We start from the raw sequence: 15,548 nt of genomic DNA, 5'->3' as shown, positions 1-15,548 counted from the left end.
GAGATCCCGCCGAATGGAGTTAGCAGCATGGCCGACTGGTCGACGATCGAAGCATTGCCCCAGACGAGGATCGAGCAATTGTTCGCCGACGATCCCGAGCGGCTGAGCAAATTGTCGCTGGACGTCGCCGGCATTCATTTCGACTGGTCGAAGACGCACCTGACGTGGGACGCGATCAAGGCGTTCGAGGCGCTGGCGGCGGAGCAGGACCTGGCGGGCAAGCGCGAAGCGATGTTCGGCGGCGCGCACGTCAACGTGACCGAGGATCGGCCCGTCGAGCACACCGCGGAGCGCGGCGAGGGCAATGCGGAGAGCGTGGCGCGGGCAGCCGATTACCACGCCCGTATGCGGATGCTGATCGATGCGATCGAGGCGGACGCTTTTGGCCCGGTGCGCCATGTGCTGCATGTCGGGATCGGCGGCTCGGCGCTGGGCCCCGATCTGCTCGTGGATGCGCTTGGCCGGGATTACGAGCGGTACGACGTTGCGATCGTCTCCAACGTCGACGGCATGGCGCTGGAGGACGTCTTTGAGCGGTTCGATCCTGCTGCAACGCTGCTGGTGGTCGCGTCAAAGACGTTCACCACGACCGAGACGATGATGAACGCGGAAAGCGCCATCGCTTGGATGCAGCAACATGGCGTTGATGATCCCTATGGCCGGGTGATCGCGCTCACCGCGTCGCCGGACAAGGCGATCGAATGGGGCGTCGACGAAACGCGCATCCTGCCGTTCTCCGAAGGGGTGGGCGGCCGCTATTCCTTATGGTCGTCGATCGGTTTTCCGGCCGCGATCAAGCTGGGTTGGGATCAGTTTGAAGAGCTGCTGGAGGGCGCGGCGGAGATGGACCGCCACTTCCGCCTGACTGCACTGCATGAGAATGCGCCGGTGATCGCCGCCTTTGCCGACCTGTACTACACGCAGGTGCGCGGCTGCGAGACGCGCGCACCCTTCGCCTATGACGAGCGGCTGCGGCTGCTGCCGAGCTATCTTCAGCAACTGGAGATGGAATCGAACGGTAAGGGCGTGAGGGCGGACGGCACGCCGGTGGGGCGCCCGACCGCACCGATCACGTGGGGCGGGGTCGGTACTGACGCGCAGCATGCGGTGTTCCAGCTGCTGCATCAGGGCACGCACCTCGTCCCGGTCGAGTTCCTGGCCGTGATCGAGCCCGGCGACACGCTTCCGGATGAGCATCACCGCCAGCTGCTGCTGAATGCCTTTGCGCAGGGCGCGGCATTGATGAAGGGGCGGGCGAACCCTGACGATCCCGCGCGCGCCTATCCGGGCGATCGGCCGTCCTCCACCTTGTTGCTCGACGTGCTGGACGCGCGCACGCTCGGCGCTCTGATCGCCTTCTACGAGCATCGCGTGTTCGTGAACGGCGTTCTGCTAGGCATCAATTCCTTCGACCAGTTCGGCGTCGAACTGGGCAAGGAGATGGCCAAGGCGGCAGCGAAGGGCGGTGGTGACTTCGATCCCTCGACCACCGATCTGATTAACCGGGCCGGGCTGGCGTAACCGGCGCTGGCACGTTCCGACCAGACGTAGCATCTGGCGGCGCGCTGGTGGGCGCGATGCCATCCGCCTTGGTCCTTTCGTGTTCCCCTATATGCGGGCGCCAGCCCAGCGGAGATCCTTATGCCCGATTTCGATTATGACCTTTTCACGATTGGCGCCGGATCGGGCGGGACGCGGGCCTCGCGCGTGGCGGCGGCGCATGGCGCGCGCGTTGCGGTGGCGGAGGAATATCGCGTCGGCGGGACCTGCGTCATTCGCGGCTGCGTGCCCAAGAAGCTGCTGGTCTACGGCGCGCATTTCGCCGAGGACTTGAAGGACGCGCAACGATTTGGCTGGCGCGTGCCGAACGAATGCGAATTCGACTGGAAGTGCCTGCAGGCAAATGTCCTCGCGGAGGTCGATCGGATCAATCAGGCCTATACCACCACGCTCGAGTCCAACGGGGCGGAGATCATCCACCAGCGTGCGACGATCGTGGGCCCGAACGAGATCCGGCTGGCAGACGGCACTACGAAGTCGGCGAAGAACATTCTGGTGGCGACCGGGGCGCGTCCGCATGTGCCAAGCTTCCCGGGGTGCGAACATGGCATCACGTCCAACGAAGTGTTTCACCTGGACGCCATTCCGCGGCGCGTGCTGATCGCGGGTGCGGGCTATATCGCCAATGAGTTTGCCGGGATCTTCCACCAACTCGGCGCGCATGTGATCATCATGAACCGCACCAAGGACATCCTTCGCGGCTACGACCTGCAGATCCGTGACCGGCTGTTGCAGATCAGCATGATGAAGGGACTGGAATTTCGTTTCGACGCTACGTTCGAGAAGATCGAGAAGCAGGACGACGGCTGCCTGAAAGTCCATATGACGGGACACGAGCCGGTAGTGGTCGATTGCGTGATGTATGCGACTGGCCGGGTGCCCAATACCGAGGGGCTGGGGCTGGACGCTGCCGGCATCGACGTGGACGACAAGGGCGCGGTACCGGTCGATGACGACAATCGTACGTCATGCCCGTCGATCTATGCGGTTGGCGATGTCACCAACCGTATCCAGCTGACCCCTGTGGCGATCCGCGAGGGGCAGGCGTTTGCCGACAATCTGTTCGGCAAGGGCGGGGTGAAGGTGGATTATGATTGCGTGCCGGCGGCATGTTTCAGCCATCCGCCGATCGCCGGCGTCGGCATGACGGAGAGCGAAGCGCGGCAGAAGCTGGGCTCGGTAAAGATCTATTCGTCCGACTTCCGACCCATGAAGAACGTGCTTGCCGGACGCGACGAGCGATCGCTGTACAAGATGGTATGCGATGCAGAGACTGATCGGGTGGTCGGCATCCACATGATCGGTCCCGACTGCCCCGAAATCATCCAAGCCGCGGCCGTCTGCGTGAAGGCGGGGCTGACCAAGGCGCAATTCGATGCCACCGTCGCGCTTCACCCGACGATGGCCGAGGAGCTGGTGCTGCTGAAGTAGCTCAGAGAGAGGGGCTGCACCGTTCAGCGGAAGACCGACAGCAGTCCCTCATATTGGCGGAGCGGCGGGGCGCCGAGGATCGTTGCGCCTTGCCGCAGCATGAAAGCGTGACGGACGATCTCCGCCTGCTGTTCGACCCCGTAGCGCTTGAGCGGCCAGCCGGGCACGAAGCTGTAATGATAGCGGCAGAAGGGGTGGCGCGCGAGCGGCAGGAAGACGCCGCGCTGGTGCTGCCAGACGTGACACATCTCATGCACGAACAGACCCTGCAGCCCGAGATGTTCCTGGCTGAAGTCATCGCTCCAGGTGGTGGCATCGGGATGGAAGTGGATGTGCCCGCGCGGCGCCATGACAATGTCACGCGGCTGAAGGAACCACCAGCGCCGGCGCCGGACCTCCACGCGATCAAGGTCGATCGCATCGGCAAAGATGGATCGGGCGAGTGCGCGTTCGCCGATCGTCAGGCTGCGGCTGGTCATCGCCTTCAACGTAGGAAGCGGCGCGGCATGATCCAGCCGAAGCGAACGGCTTCTAGCAAGCGGGGGTGTAGAGAACCCAGTCGCTGCGATCCGCGGCCACCGTCCAGCGCTGACCATCCTCGAACGCGCTTCGGTTGAGCGGGTTGACGTAAACGATCACCACCGGATCACCCTGCGCGGCGCGCGTCTCCAGGCGGCTCAACACTTCGCGTAGGATCACAGTGCCGAAGCTGTTGTAGATATAGGCGAAGATCGGGCCGGTCGGGGGTTCGTAGCTGCCCGCGTCGCCGAGGATGAACTCGCAGCGTGTGCTGGATCCGCCAGCGGACGTGAACCGGCGGCCATTCGCGAGTGCGATGTCATGCAATTCGGGCGCGAATTCGACGCCGATCGCGCGCTGAAAGCCCCGCGCGGCGGCGATCATGACGGCCCGGCCCTTGCCCGAGCCATAATCGATGAAGCTGTAGCGCGCCGGATCGATGCCGGCCCTCGTGACGGCTTCGTCCAGTGCCACACCATTGCTGGCCTGGTAGCCGAAGCCGAGCAGCGCCCGGTCCCGCGCGACGCTGAGTGCCGATAGATTGACCGTGCCACTCGTGTCGGTGCCCCAGCGGCGGTCAAAAGCCTGATCGGCGCGGCGCGCGCGTGCAGCGGCCGGGCTGATGCCGCGGGCGGTATGACGCACCGTCTTCAGCGTCAGTGAGACTACTTCGGCCGGCGTACGTCCGTGCAATCGGCGTTTTACATCGTCGATGATCGAGGAGAACTTGGGCATAGCTTTGCCCATAGACGTTCAAAGGTTCGGAGGCGTGAGTTAAATCTTTCCAATCAATGCTGGCGCTTCATGACTGTGGAAGGTCAGCTCTCCCGTCAGTTTTAGCTGCCGGCAGGCACCGGATCTGCGGGGCCAACGACCCGCGCCTTCTGCTCGACACGCTTGCCGTCCGAGAAGGTGAAGGCAAAGGTCAGCGTCCCGCCCGGCTCAACATTCGGCGATACTTCGAACAGCATTGCGTGCTTTCCGCCAGGCGCGAATACAACACGTTGGCCAGCCGGCACCGGAACGGAGGAGAGCGAATCCATCGCCATGCCGCCACTTTGGGTCATACGGCTTTCATGCAGCTCGGTACGGGCGGCCTCGGCCGTGGACACGCTGGTCAGCGATGTATCGCTGCCGCCGCCCTGAATGGTGAAATAGCCTGCGGCAGGACGACCATCGACGGCAGCCAGGCGAACCCATGCGTCGGTGACCTGCAGCGACTTCTGCTGCGCGCATCCCGCGATGGCCACCGAAGCGAAAACAAGCGTGGCAGCGACGCGGAACATGGGCCTTCTCTCCAACCGAAACGATGCGTGCGCGCTACTTCGGCCGGTGCCTTGCGGCAAGCGGAGCGTCACCTATATCGCGAAGCGTCAACGCTGTTCCGTCGCCGTAACGGGGCGTGACAGCACATCTTTTTGGTTTTTTGTTCAAGCAGGGGCTGGAAGAGCACTCATGGCAAAAGTTATCGGTATCGATCTCGGCACCACCAACAGCTGCGTGGCAGTGATGGAGGGCGGCAAGCCCAAGGTGATCGAGAACTCGGAAGGCGCGCGCACGACGCCGTCGATCGTCGCCTTCGCGAAGGATGGCGAGCGACTGGTGGGGCAGCCGGCGAAGCGTCAGGCCGTCACCAATGGCGACAACACCATCTTCGCGGTGAAGCGCTTGATCGGCCGCCGTTTCGACGATCCGGTGACGAAGAAGGACACCGAGCTGGTTCCCTATCACATTGTGAAGGGTGCCAATGGCGATGCCTGGGTGCAGGCCGGTGGCAAGGATTATTCGCCGTCGCAGATCAGCGCCTTCACGCTGCAGAAGATGAAGGAAACCGCCGAGAGCTATCTTGGTGAGACCGTCACGCAGGCCGTGATCACGGTGCCGGCGTACTTCAACGACGCGCAGCGCCAGGCGACCAAGGACGCCGGCCAGATCGCGGGCCTCGAAGTGCTGCGCATCATCAACGAGCCGACCGCGGCTGCGCTGGCCTATGGCCTGGACAAGCAGGACGGCAAGACGATCGCGGTCTATGACCTTGGCGGCGGCACGTTCGACGTCTCGATCCTGGAGATCGGCGACGGCGTGTTCGAAGTGAAGTCGACCAACGGTGACACGTTCCTCGGCGGCGAAGACTTCGACAACAAGCTGGTCGATTTCCTGGCGGAGAGCTTCAAGAAGGATGAGGGCATCGACCTCACCAAGGACAAGCTCGCGCTGCAGCGCCTGAAGGAAGCTGCCGAGAAGGCGAAGATCGAGCTGTCCTCGGCTGCCTCGACCGAAGTGAACCTGCCGTTCATCACCGCCGACCAGAACGGTCCGAAGCACCTCGTCAAGACGATCAGCCGCGCGGACCTCGAGCGTCTCGTTGACAGCCTCATCCAGCGCACGATCGAGCCGATGAAGAAGGCACTCGCCGATGCCGGCCTCAAGGCCAGCGACATTTCGGAAGTGGTGCTGGTCGGCGGCATGACCCGCATGCCCAAGGTGCGCGAAGCGGTGAAGAACTTCTTCGGCAAGGATCCGCACACCGGCGTGAACCCGGACGAAGTCGTCGCCATGGGTGCGGCGATCCAGGCCGGCGTGCTGCAGGGGGACGTCAAGGACGTGCTGCTGCTCGACGTGACCCCGCTGTCGCTGGGCATCGAGACGCTCGGCGGCGTCTTCACCCGCATGATCGATCGCAACACCACGATCCCGACCAAGAAGTCGCAGACCTACTCCACTGCCGATGACAATCAGCAGGCGGTGACGATCCGCGTCTTCCAGGGCGAGCGCGAGATGGCGGCCGATAACAAGCTGCTCGGTCAGTTCGATCTCGTCGGCATCCCGCCGGCGCCGCGCGGCGTGCCGCAGATCGAGGTGACGTTCGACATCGACGCCAATGGCATCGTCAACGTCTCCGCGAAGGACAAGGGCACCGGCAAGGAGCAGCAGATCCGCATCCAGGCATCGGGCGGTCTGTCCGATACCGATATCGAGAAGATGGTGCAGGAAGCCGAGCAGTTCGCCGAGGAAGACAAGAAGCGCAAGGCAGGCGCCGAGGCGAAGAACAATGCCGAGAGCCTGATCCACACCACGGAGCGCCAACTCGCTGACAATGGCGACAAGGTGGACGAGGCGCTGAAGGGCGAGATCCAGTCCGCGATCGATGCCGCCAAGGCAGCGGTCGAGGGCGGTGACGTCGATCAGATGAACGAGAAGAGCCAGGCGCTGGCGCAGGTCGCGATGAAGCTTGGCCAGGCGATCTACGAGAAGCAGCAGCAGGCGGAAGCGTCGCCGGCTGCCGACGCCGGTACGGCGCCGAAGGACGATGATGTGGTCGACGCCGAATTCTCGGAAGTCGACGACAACCACAAGGCGTAAGCGATGATCGAGCCGCCATTTGCTTCGGCGAGTGGCGGCTCGTTCTGTCGTTGCGCGGGGGCGCTGAATGACTGAAGTCGATTTTTACGAACTGCTTGAGGTCGACCGTTCGGCCGATGCCGGCACCATCAAGTCGGCATACCGCAAGCTTGCGATGAAGTATCACCCGGACAAGAACGCCGGGTGCAAGGATTCCGAAGCGAAGTTCAAGGCGGTGAGCGAGGCATATGAATGCCTCAAGGATCCGCAGAAGCGGGCGGCCTACGACCGCTTTGGTCATGCCGCGTTCCGCAATGGCGGCGCCGGGGGCGGCCATTCGCAGGACTTCTCCGGCTTTTCAGATATCTTCGAGAGCGTGTTCGGTGAATTCATGGGCGGCCGCGGTGGCGGGCGCCAGCAGGTGCGCCGCGGCGCGGACCTGCGCTATGATATGGAGATCACGCTGGAGGAGGCCTATCATGGCAAATCAGCGGAAATCACCATCGACGTCACCGCGGTGTGCGATACCTGCGAGGGCAGTGGCGCACGTGCCGGCAGCCATCCGCACACCTGCAACACCTGTGCCGGCCACGGCAAGGTGCGCGCCCAGCAGGGCTTCTTCGTGGTCGAGCGCGCCTGTCCGGTCTGCAACGGCTCGGGTCAGGTGATCGACGATCCGTGCCCGGACTGCCGCGGGGACGGACGGGTCGAGCGCACCAAGACGTTGAGCGTGGAGATACCGCCCGGCGTCGATGAAGGCACGCGGGTGCGCATGACGGGCGAGGGTGAGGCGGGTGCTCGTGGTGCCCCTCCCGGTGACCTCTACATCTTCCTTCACGTGAAGCGGCACAATCTGTTCGAACGTGAAGGCACAACGTTGTTCGCGCGCGCACCGATCAGCTTCACCACCGCTGCGCTTGGAGGATCGCTGACGATCCCGGGCCTTGACGGCCGCAGTCACGAACTTCGCATTCCGGCCGGTATTCAGTCCGGCAAGCAGCTGCGCCAGCGCGGGGCAGGGATGCCGGTACTGCAGGGACGCGGTTTTGGTGACTTGGTGGTCCAGATCGACGTCGAGACGCCGACCCGCCTCAGCACGCGTCAGCGCGCCCTGCTGGAGGAGTTTCGCGAAACCGAGACGGGTGAGGAATGTCCTGAAAGCCAGGGCTTCTTCGCGCGGCTAAAGAACGCGTTCGCAGGAGATTGATCCGGCGCGGAGCCGGGACTGCAAAGGAGAAGGATCATGCGTTTGCTCTTTCCGGCCGCCTTGGCATTGGCAGTGGCGGCAGCTCCAGGGGCGGCGCGCGATCGCAATGCCGTCCCGGCTGCGACCCCGGCGGGGAAGCCGCAATCGTGCATTCCACTCCGCAACATCCGCGAGACGCTGGTGCGCAACGACCAAGTCATCGATTTCCGGATGACGGGTGGCCGCTATTATCGCGTCACCCTCGACCAGCCTTGTCCTCAATTGGGGTTTGAACGGCGCTTCAGCTACGCGACGTCGCTAAGCCAGTTGTGCCAGCAGGACATCATCACCGTGTTAGTGGGTACGACGGCAATGCCGGGTGCGAGTTGCGGCCTGGCGCCATTTCAGCCTGTCACGCTGGCAAAGTAGCGCCGCTAACGAAATCGCTGGCGCCCTCGATCCGCCCCTGCTAGGCGCATCGCTCCCAGCACCCGTAGCTCAGCTGGATAGAGCGCTGCCCTCCGAAGGCAGAGGCCACAGGTTCGAATCCTGTCGGGTGCGCCAGCTTCCCTTGCCGAGATTTCGGCGGTGAATGCCACAGGCTCGGGCAAAACTTTCCTTTCAAAAGTGTGCTAGATAGCCGCCGTCGACGGCCAGGACTTGTCCGGTCACATAGGATGCGGCTGGCGAGGCGAAGAAGAGGACGGCGCCCACAATCTCTTCCGGGCGGCCCCAACGGCCGAGCGATGTGCGGCGCTGTAGATGTTCGGCAATGGCTGGATCGGCAATCATGGCCGCATTGGCTTCGGTGGCGAAGTAGCCGGGCGCGACCGCGTTGACGGTGATCTGGGCGGGGCCGAGTTCGGCGGCGAGCGCACGTGTCAGTGCCTCCAGACCGCCTTTCGACATGGTGTAGGCAGCGTCGCCGGACCGGGCTATTTGGCCGGCGATTGAACTGATGTTGATGATGCGTCCGCCGGGTTGCATCCCGGCGCTGAAGCGACGGGCGAGGTCGAAGGGTGCGACGAGATTTGTCTCAAGCAAATCTCTGACCGACGCCCGATCGATCATCTGCAGCGCGCGGCGGTCGCGCTGGCCGGCATTGTTGACCAAAATATCGACCGCGCCGTGGTGAGCGAGCAGCGTCGAGGCCGCATCATCCGCGCGAAGGTCTACCGCCGCAACGGCTGCCGATCCACCCAGCGTCGTCAATGTCTCGCCCAGAGCGGTAAGCCGATCCAGATTGCGTCCTTGGAGGATGACATGGGCGCCCGCCCAGCAGAGGCCGCGCGCGATCTCTGCGCCCAGTCCGCCGCTTGCGCCCGTCACCAATGCGACCTTGCCGTCCAGCTGGAACACGACTCTTCCCGTAATTGCGCCGACCGTCGGCGCCCGGCTGGAGTGGCCGCAATCCACATCCCTTGCAACGCGTCTGCCTGATATCGGGCGCAGCGTTTGTGAGAAGCTCTGCTCGTCGTGATCACCGATGTGCAGGGGAATGGGAGGGGCTGCCCTTCCCAATCCCGTACGCTCGGCGATGCGAGCGTGCGGGATTGAGGGAGCCAGATCAGGCAAGCATCCGGATCGCAGGCTCCCGGTCGTAGAAGCGGCGTTTGGCCGCCGACACGAAGCTGCCGTCCGGCGTGGTCACACCTTCGTCCTTCTGCACGCCAGCCTTGTCCAGCAGTGGCTGCGCCTCCGCGCTGGCGCCGATCGCCTTGAGGTGCCCGAACGCATCCATGACAAACTGAACAGCGGCGGCTTCCTTCAACAGCGCTGCACAGCCGTCTTCCGAGACCACTACCGCAACCGCGTCGAACAATTGGGAGGGCGTTCCGGCCAATTGTCCATCGGCCTTTCTTTTGCTGCCGTCTGACAGGGGGGTGCCATTTACCTTTGGAGAGACCAGTACCGCTTTGCCGCCTTCCGCTTCAACAGCGGCGACCAGGCTATCGAGTGTCGATGCGTCGCTTCCTTCTGCGAAGAGGATGCCGACGGCGCGCCCGTCGAGGGTTTCCTTCATGTTCTTGTGGATCGACAGAGCGCCGGAGGATGGCAGGTCCACTGGCTCACGTGCGGCTGGTGCCTTTTCCGGAAGGTCGATTCCGAGCCCGTCCGCGACACGCCTCGCCAGATCTTCGTCAACGTTGCGAAGGTTGGCGACCATGCGGGGCGGTACCTGATCAAGCAGGCCGACCTTCGACAGTTCGAACACGAATGATGAGGCTATATGCGCCTGCTCGGCTGGCGTCTGCGAGCGGTAGAATAGCCGGGCCTGGCTGTAATGGTCGGCGAACAGCTCGGCCCGGACGCGCAGCTTCTCTCCCTGTTCGTCGCTGAAGGATGGCGCAGTGACGGTGCGAAAGCCACGATCCCGGGATTCGCGAGGACCACCTTCCTCTCCATGCGCTGCCAGGCTGTTTGGCTCGTAATTGGCGCGGCCCTTGGGGACCTGTGTCTGCATCTTTCCGTCCCGCTGGAAATTGCCGAAGGGGCAGCGGGGCGCGTTGATCGGAATTTGATGGAAGTTTGTGGTGCCGAGGCGCGAGTTTTGCGTGTCGAGGTAGCTGAACAGACGTCCCTGGAGCAGCGGATCATTCGTGAAATCGATGCCGGGGACGATGTTCGTTGGCAGGAAAGCCACCTGCTCGGTTTCCGCGAAAAAGTTGTCGGGGTTTCGGTTCAGCGTCAGCGTACCGACGATCCGGACGGGAACATCCTCTTCCGGGATCAGCTTCGTTGCATCAAGAACGTCGTAGGGCTGCGCTTCGGCGAAGGCTTGGTCGAACACCTGGATTCCAAGATCCCATTGCGGGAATGCCCCCGTGTCGATCGCTTCCCACAGATCGCGGCGCTGATAATCATTGTCTGCCGCCTGCAACTTCAAAGCCTCGTCCCAGATCGTCGATTGCAGGCCCAGTCGAGGTTTCCAGTGGAATTTGACGAAGCTGGCGTGTCCGTCGGCGTTGACGAGCTTGAACGTGTGGACGCCGAAGCCCTCCATCATCCGGAAGGAGCGGGGAAGGGTGCGGTCCGACATAGCCCACATCAGCATGTGGGTGGATTCGGGCATCAACGACGCCCAGTCCCAGAATGTATCGTGCGCGCTTCCGGCCTGTGGATAGGCGCGATCGGCCTCCATCTTTACCGCATGCACCAAGTCCGGGAACTTGATGGCATCCTGTATGAAGAAAACGGGTATGTTGTTGCCGACCAGATCCCAATTGCCTTCGGTGGTGTAGAACTTCACCGCAAAGCCACGCACGTCGCGCGGGGTGTCGACCGACCCTGCGCCGCCGGCGACAGTCGAAAAGCGAACGAACACCTCGGTTTTTTCGCCCTTCTTGAACACTGCTGCCTTGCTCAGTTCGCTGATATCGGCAGTGGCCTCGAAGAACCCATGCGCGCCGGAGCCACGAGCGTGTACGATGCGCTCAGGGATGCGTTCGTGATCGAAGTGGAATATCTTCTCCCGAAGGACGAAATCCTCGAGAAGGGTAGGTCCGCGCCGCCCGGATTTCAGGCTGTTCTGGTTGTCGCTGACAGGCACGCCATGGTTGGTGGTGAGCACCTGCTCGTCACCGCTAGCCTGCTGGTGCGGCTCGCCACCGGCACCGTGGTTCGTTGCGCCGTTGCTCATTACCGTTTCCTTGCCTCAATTACCTGGATCAAGGCTGCAAACGAATGGGGTCGCGAAACGGTGCTGGCTGACGCGGTTATTCTTTGAAGGAAATGACGTCCAAAGGGCTGTGTGGGTTCCCGCCGTTCAGACAAAAAAATAGCGGCCCGAAAGCCGCTATTTCATCATCCTGAGTCGAGACTCAGTTGCTGTCGGAGTCGTCGTCCGAGTCAGCGATGATCACGATGCCGGCGATCACTGCAGCAGCAGCGAGAACGGCAACGATCACGCCGCCGCCAGCAGCCTTGTCGGCCTTGGCGGTGGAGGTGCTGGCGCGAGCAGCCTTGGCAACCGACAGGCTGGATGCCGAGGTCGGAGCCGCAACAGCAGGAGCTGCAGCCAGCGAAGCAGCGGCAACAGCCGCGAGGTAACCACGAACCTTCATCACGAACTCCCTTTTTTGTCCGTCACGGCCATCTGACAGAGTTTGCAGTGCAGCGCAATCTCATATGTTGGTCAACAGCGCTCAGAACGCTTTCCAATCAAGGCATTTCCGCAACACTTTAGCGGAAATGTGATGAACCTCACGTGCCACTTTCATGATGATCAACAGTATCGATGATCCAACGGTGCTCGCCCTCGATTCCAAGCGCGGTTAGCCGGCCCGTTCGGTAGGCGCCCGTATCTATACCGATTCGGTTGACCCGCTCATCTACCCCATCCGTGATGGTGTGGCCGTGGACGACGTACTTTCCGTGATGACCGCCATGTTCGAGGAAGGGCTGCCTTATCCAGCGCAGGTCGCGGGAGGTCTGCTGCTCCAGCGGTAGCCCCGGGCGTATGCCAGCGTGAACGAACAGATAATCTCCTTCCAGGAGATAGTCGTCGAGAGACCGGAGGAAGGCGATCTGCTCTGCCGGTATGTCTCGGGCCATCATGTCGACGAGTTCGGGTATGGTGGCCTGATCGATGGCAGCTGCTTTCATGCCGTAGCTGAGCAGCGTTTCGTGCCCGCCTGCCCGGAGCAGGAGGCGAACGAGGTCCGGATCCCCGTCATAGGCGCCGAGGAAGATTTCCTCATGATTGCCGCAAAGGCATCGCACGTCCTGTCGACTGGCGCACATCTGCCGAACGCGCTCCACCACACCAGCGGAATCAGGCCCGCGATCCACGAGATCGCCGAGCAGGATGATTCCTGTTTGCGCTCCGCCGCGCGACGCGTCGTCAGCGTCGATGCGCCGTAGTAGTTCGTCAAGAAGATCAAGTCGGCCGTGCACGTCGCCAATCGCATAGAGGCGCCGGCCCGCCGGAAGCTGGGCAGGTGGTGCACTCGGACGACGGCGTGAAAGCAAACGCGATAACATGGCAGGCAGATCTTTGTGCAAAGAGCCGACCAACTAGCCGAGCGGGTCAGCCCCCGCAACAACGCCGATCAGCTTGTCCGTCGTCCTAGTCGAGCGTCCGAACGTAGCGGCGGTTGGTCGGGCCAGATGCCGCGGGTATCCAGAACGCGCTTGTCGGCGCGTTCCTCGAGCGGAATCGATCGGAATACGTCATGGTCGACGAGGACGATCATGATTGGACACGTTTCGATTGCCGCATCCACGTCAATTAGCCGCGCACCGGTTGCCTCGAAGGCGTTCGGCAGATTCCGGGCATAGGGTTCGACAATTTTGATCTGGTCGGGGAATTGCCGCGCCAGCGCCAAGGCGACTTTCAGCGCAGGGCTTTCGCGGAAATCGTCGATATTTGCCTTGAAGGCGAGCCCCATGCACGCGACGGGTACACCGGGGTTGGTGGCTATCATGGCCGCCGCTGCTGCGATCACGTGGTCTGTCTTGCCGTCATTCACCTCGCGCGCCGTCCGGATCAACGGCGTATTCTCCGGGTCCGCTGCGACCAGAAACCACGGATCGACGGCGATGCAATGACCCCCTACGCCCGGTCCGGGCTGAAGGATGTTGACACGCGGGTGACGATTGGCGAGCCGGATGACCTCCCAGACGTCAACGCCCATCGTGTCGGCAACCAGGCTCAGTTCGTTGGCAAAGGCGATATTCACGTCGCGGAACGCGTTTTCGGTGAGCTTCGTCATCTCCGCTGCCCGAGCGCTGGTCGTGATACATGCGCCTCGAACAAAACGGCGGTAGAAGGTGAGCGCCTTGCGCGCACAACGGGGTGTGATCCCGCCGATGACCCGATCATTGTCGATCAATTCGACGAGAATGCGACCAGGCAACACCCGTTCGGGGCAGTAGGCGACCGCATAGTCCGAGCTTTCGCTGATGCCCGGCGCACGTAGCTCGGGGCGCAGCTCAGCGAGCAAATCGCGCACGTGCTCGGTGGTGCCGACGGGGGAGGTTGATTCAAGGATCACCGTGTCTCCAGCCTTCAAGACGGAGGCGACCGCGCGCGCCGCCTCGAGGACAAAGCCCGTGTCGGGTCTGCGATCCTCGGCGAAGGGCGTGGGAACGGCGATGACGAACACGTCCGCCGGCTCCAGCACGTTCGATGCGCGAAGGTAGCCGCGCTGCACCACCCCCGAGACAAGCCCGTCCAAGTCCACTTCCTCGATGTGGACCTTGCCCGAGTTAACCGTGTCGACCACGTTCTGATGAACATCAATGCCAAGCACGCTCGCGCCAGTGCGAGCAATCACTGCCGCGGTCGGAAGGCCGATGTACCCGAGCCCGAGAACCGCGACCTTGAGCTCGTTATCAGACAGCATTGGCAATGATCTCCGCGATCCGTTCACTCGCACGACCATCGCCAAAGGGATTGTGGGCGCGGGCCATTGCGGCGTAGGCGCGCTTGTCATCGAGAAGCGTGAAGACTTCGGAAACGATCCGCTCCTCCGCAGTGCCCACCAGTTTAGCGGTCCCAGCCTCTACACCCTCAGGTCGTTCCGTCGTGTCTCGCATTACCAGCACGGGTTTGCCGAGCGCGGGCGCCTCCTCCTGAACCCCGCCGGAATCGGTGAGCACCAAGGTGCAGGCGTTCAGCGCTCGGATAAAGTGGGGGTAATCAAGCGGTTCGATGCGCGCCACGTTATCGCGAGCGCCAAGCGTCTTTTCCATGACGGAGACGACGTTCGGGTTCGGGTGCATCGGAAACAGCACTGCAGCGTCCCGATCCTCGGCGATGCGGGCGATCGCGCGTGCAATCGCCGCCATACCGTCGCCGAAGTTTTCCCGCCGATGAGTGGTGACCAGCACAATCCGGCGGTCAGCAAAGCGGCTCAGGATGGAGTCCAATCCCGCGGCGAGCGAAGGATCATGTGAGATCCGGTCGTTCGTCCAACGAAGGGCGTCGATCACGGTGTTCCCCGTGACATGGACGCCCGACAGGATGTTCTCACGCGCGAGCGCCTCTGCTGCGGTCGCGGTGGGTGCGAAATGAAGATCTGCGATTGGCGCAACGATGCGGCGATTCACTTCCTCTGGCCATGGATGGTAGATGTTGCTCGAGCGAAGGCCTGCCTCCACATGAGCAACCGGAATCTTGCGGTAATAGGCAGCCAGAGCGCCTGTCATCGCCGTCGTGGTGTCGCCCTGTACGATGACGCGGTCAGGCTGCTCGCGATCGAGCACCTCGCCAATTCCTGCCAGCAAGCGGCTGGTCAGCCGGTCGAGGGTCTGGCCAGGCTCCATGAGGTCGAGATCTATGTCCGGTGAAAGCCCAGCGATCGCCAACACCTGATCGAGCAAGCCGCGATGCTGGGCGGTGACGCAGGTGCGAACCTGAACGCCTGCCGTCGCCTCTAACGCCCGCACCACGGGAAACAATTTGATTGCCTCTGGCCGGGTGCCGAAAATCACCAAGGTCTTCATGGCGACCACCTAGCACATGGCGCGTTAAGAGCAGACTAAATCCAAATTTGCGTCAGCGGCT

14 protein-coding genes and 1 tRNA gene are annotated in these 15,548 nt (G+C 62.8%); 6 read left to right on the top strand and 9 right to left on the bottom strand.

From position 1 onward, the window contains the following. Positions 1-27 precede the first annotated feature (27 nt). Both pgi and gorA read left to right on the top strand, forming a co-directional pair. Entirely contained in the window at positions 28-1,521 is a 1,494-nt protein-coding gene (pgi, locus tag L8F96_RS09560) for a glucose-6-phosphate isomerase (RefSeq protein WP_334655861.1), read from the top strand. Between the two features lie 120 nt (positions 1,522-1,641). Beyond that, entirely contained in the window at positions 1,642-2,991 is a 1,350-nt protein-coding gene (gene gorA / locus L8F96_RS09555) for a glutathione-disulfide reductase (protein ID WP_334655860.1), read from the top strand. 23 nt (positions 2,992-3,014) lie between these two features. Here gorA and L8F96_RS09550 read toward each other — a convergent pair whose 3' ends face one another. The 3 genes from L8F96_RS09550 to L8F96_RS09540 all read right to left on the bottom strand — a co-directional run bounded on the left by L8F96_RS09550 (position 3,015) and on the right by L8F96_RS09540 (position 4,796). Further along, entirely contained in the window at positions 3,015-3,470 is a 456-nt protein-coding gene (locus tag L8F96_RS09550; RefSeq protein WP_334655859.1) for a vgr related protein, read from the bottom strand. A gap of 52 nt (positions 3,471-3,522) precedes the next feature. Beyond that, positions 3,523-4,245, bottom strand: a complete 723-nt coding sequence (locus L8F96_RS09545) for a class I SAM-dependent methyltransferase (RefSeq protein ID WP_334655858.1) — start codon at positions 4,243-4,245, stop codon at positions 3,523-3,525. 101 nt (positions 4,246-4,346) lie between these two features. Beyond that, complete coding sequence (locus L8F96_RS09540) at positions 4,347-4,796, bottom strand: copper chaperone PCu(A)C (RefSeq protein WP_145119565.1); 450 nt, start codon at positions 4,794-4,796, stop codon at positions 4,347-4,349. A gap of 169 nt (positions 4,797-4,965) precedes the next feature. On the opposite strand from L8F96_RS09540, the gene dnaK reads away from it, so the two are divergent. The 4 genes from dnaK to L8F96_RS09520 all read left to right on the top strand — a co-directional run bounded on the left by dnaK (position 4,966) and on the right by L8F96_RS09520 (position 8,602). After that, a complete protein-coding gene (gene dnaK, locus L8F96_RS09535; RefSeq protein WP_125944683.1) occupies positions 4,966-6,873 on the top strand; it encodes a molecular chaperone DnaK in 1,908 nt (635 codons plus the stop codon). Between the two features lie 67 nt (positions 6,874-6,940). Then, positions 6,941-8,059, top strand: a complete 1,119-nt coding sequence (dnaJ, locus tag L8F96_RS09530) for a molecular chaperone DnaJ (RefSeq protein WP_125944682.1) — start codon at positions 6,941-6,943, stop codon at positions 8,057-8,059. Between the two features lie 36 nt (positions 8,060-8,095). Beyond that, a complete protein-coding gene (locus L8F96_RS09525; protein WP_046411259.1) occupies positions 8,096-8,467 on the top strand; it encodes a hypothetical protein in 372 nt (123 codons plus the stop codon). A 58-nt stretch (positions 8,468-8,525) separates the two neighbouring features. Then, a tRNA-Arg gene (locus tag L8F96_RS09520) sits at positions 8,526-8,602 on the top strand. Between the two features lie 57 nt (positions 8,603-8,659). On the opposite strand, the gene L8F96_RS09515 is transcribed toward L8F96_RS09520, so the two are convergent. From L8F96_RS09515 to wecB, 6 genes are all read right to left on the bottom strand, one after another. After that, the gene (locus L8F96_RS09515) at positions 8,660-9,397 is read right to left on the bottom strand and encodes an SDR family oxidoreductase (protein WP_125944681.1); all 738 of its coding nucleotides are present in this window, start codon (positions 9,395-9,397) and stop codon (positions 8,660-8,662) included. A 208-nt stretch (positions 9,398-9,605) separates the two neighbouring features. Continuing rightward, a complete protein-coding gene (locus L8F96_RS09510) occupies positions 9,606-11,678 on the bottom strand; it encodes a catalase (protein ID WP_334655857.1) in 2,073 nt (690 codons plus the stop codon). A 181-nt stretch (positions 11,679-11,859) separates the two neighbouring features. Continuing rightward, positions 11,860-12,102, bottom strand: coding sequence for a hypothetical protein (locus L8F96_RS09505; protein WP_046411243.1), 243 nt, complete (start codon positions 12,100-12,102; stop codon positions 11,860-11,862). A gap of 139 nt (positions 12,103-12,241) precedes the next feature. Next, entirely contained in the window at positions 12,242-13,021 is a 780-nt protein-coding gene (locus tag L8F96_RS09500) for a metallophosphoesterase (protein WP_125944865.1), read from the bottom strand. A 68-nt stretch (positions 13,022-13,089) separates the two neighbouring features. After that, positions 13,090-14,385, bottom strand: coding sequence for a UDP-N-acetyl-D-mannosamine dehydrogenase (gene wecC / locus L8F96_RS09495; RefSeq protein ID WP_334655856.1), 1,296 nt, complete (start codon positions 14,383-14,385; stop codon positions 13,090-13,092). Beyond that, positions 14,375-15,487, bottom strand: a complete 1,113-nt coding sequence (gene wecB / locus L8F96_RS09490; RefSeq protein ID WP_334655855.1) for a non-hydrolyzing UDP-N-acetylglucosamine 2-epimerase — start codon at positions 15,485-15,487, stop codon at positions 14,375-14,377. The genes wecC and wecB overlap by 11 nt, the downstream gene beginning before the upstream one ends. Between the last annotated feature and the right edge of the window lie 61 nt (positions 15,488-15,548).

It is taken from the genome of Sphingomonas panaciterrae, assembly GCF_036890205.1.
In the GTDB taxonomy this organism is placed as follows: Bacteria; Pseudomonadota; Alphaproteobacteria; order Sphingomonadales; family Sphingomonadaceae; genus Sphingomonas; species Sphingomonas panaciterrae.
This window is presented reverse-complemented; position numbering and strand designations above follow the sequence as displayed.

Coding starts and splice junctions, on each gene's coding strand:
- wecB (WP_334655855.1), bottom strand. CDS start 15,487: ATGAAGACCTTGGTGATTTTCGGCACCCGGCCAGAGGCAATCAAATTG.
- L8F96_RS09540 (WP_145119565.1), bottom strand. CDS start 4,796: ATGTTCCGCGTCGCTGCCACGCTTGTTTTCGCTTCGGTGGCCATCGCG.
- dnaJ (WP_125944682.1), top strand. CDS start 6,941: ATGACTGAAGTCGATTTTTACGAACTGCTTGAGGTCGACCGTTCGGCC.
- L8F96_RS09505 (WP_046411243.1), bottom strand. CDS start 12,102: ATGAAGGTTCGTGGTTACCTCGCGGCTGTTGCCGCTGCTTCGCTGGCT.
- pgi (WP_334655861.1), top strand. CDS start 28: ATGGCCGACTGGTCGACGATCGAAGCATTGCCCCAGACGAGGATCGAG.
- L8F96_RS09525 (WP_046411259.1), top strand. CDS start 8,096: ATGCGTTTGCTCTTTCCGGCCGCCTTGGCATTGGCAGTGGCGGCAGCT.
- dnaK (WP_125944683.1), top strand. CDS start 4,966: ATGGCAAAAGTTATCGGTATCGATCTCGGCACCACCAACAGCTGCGTG.
- L8F96_RS09510 (WP_334655857.1), bottom strand. CDS start 11,678: ATGAGCAACGGCGCAACGAACCACGGTGCCGGTGGCGAGCCGCACCAG.
- L8F96_RS09545 (WP_334655858.1), bottom strand. CDS start 4,245: ATGCCCAAGTTCTCCTCGATCATCGACGATGTAAAACGCCGATTGCAC.
- wecC (WP_334655856.1), bottom strand. CDS start 14,385: ATGCTGTCTGATAACGAGCTCAAGGTCGCGGTTCTCGGGCTCGGGTAC.
- L8F96_RS09500 (WP_125944865.1), bottom strand. CDS start 13,021: ATGTTATCGCGTTTGCTTTCACGCCGTCGTCCGAGTGCACCACCTGCC.
- gorA (WP_334655860.1), top strand. CDS start 1,642: ATGCCCGATTTCGATTATGACCTTTTCACGATTGGCGCCGGATCGGGC.
- L8F96_RS09550 (WP_334655859.1), bottom strand. CDS start 3,470: ATGACCAGCCGCAGCCTGACGATCGGCGAACGCGCACTCGCCCGATCC.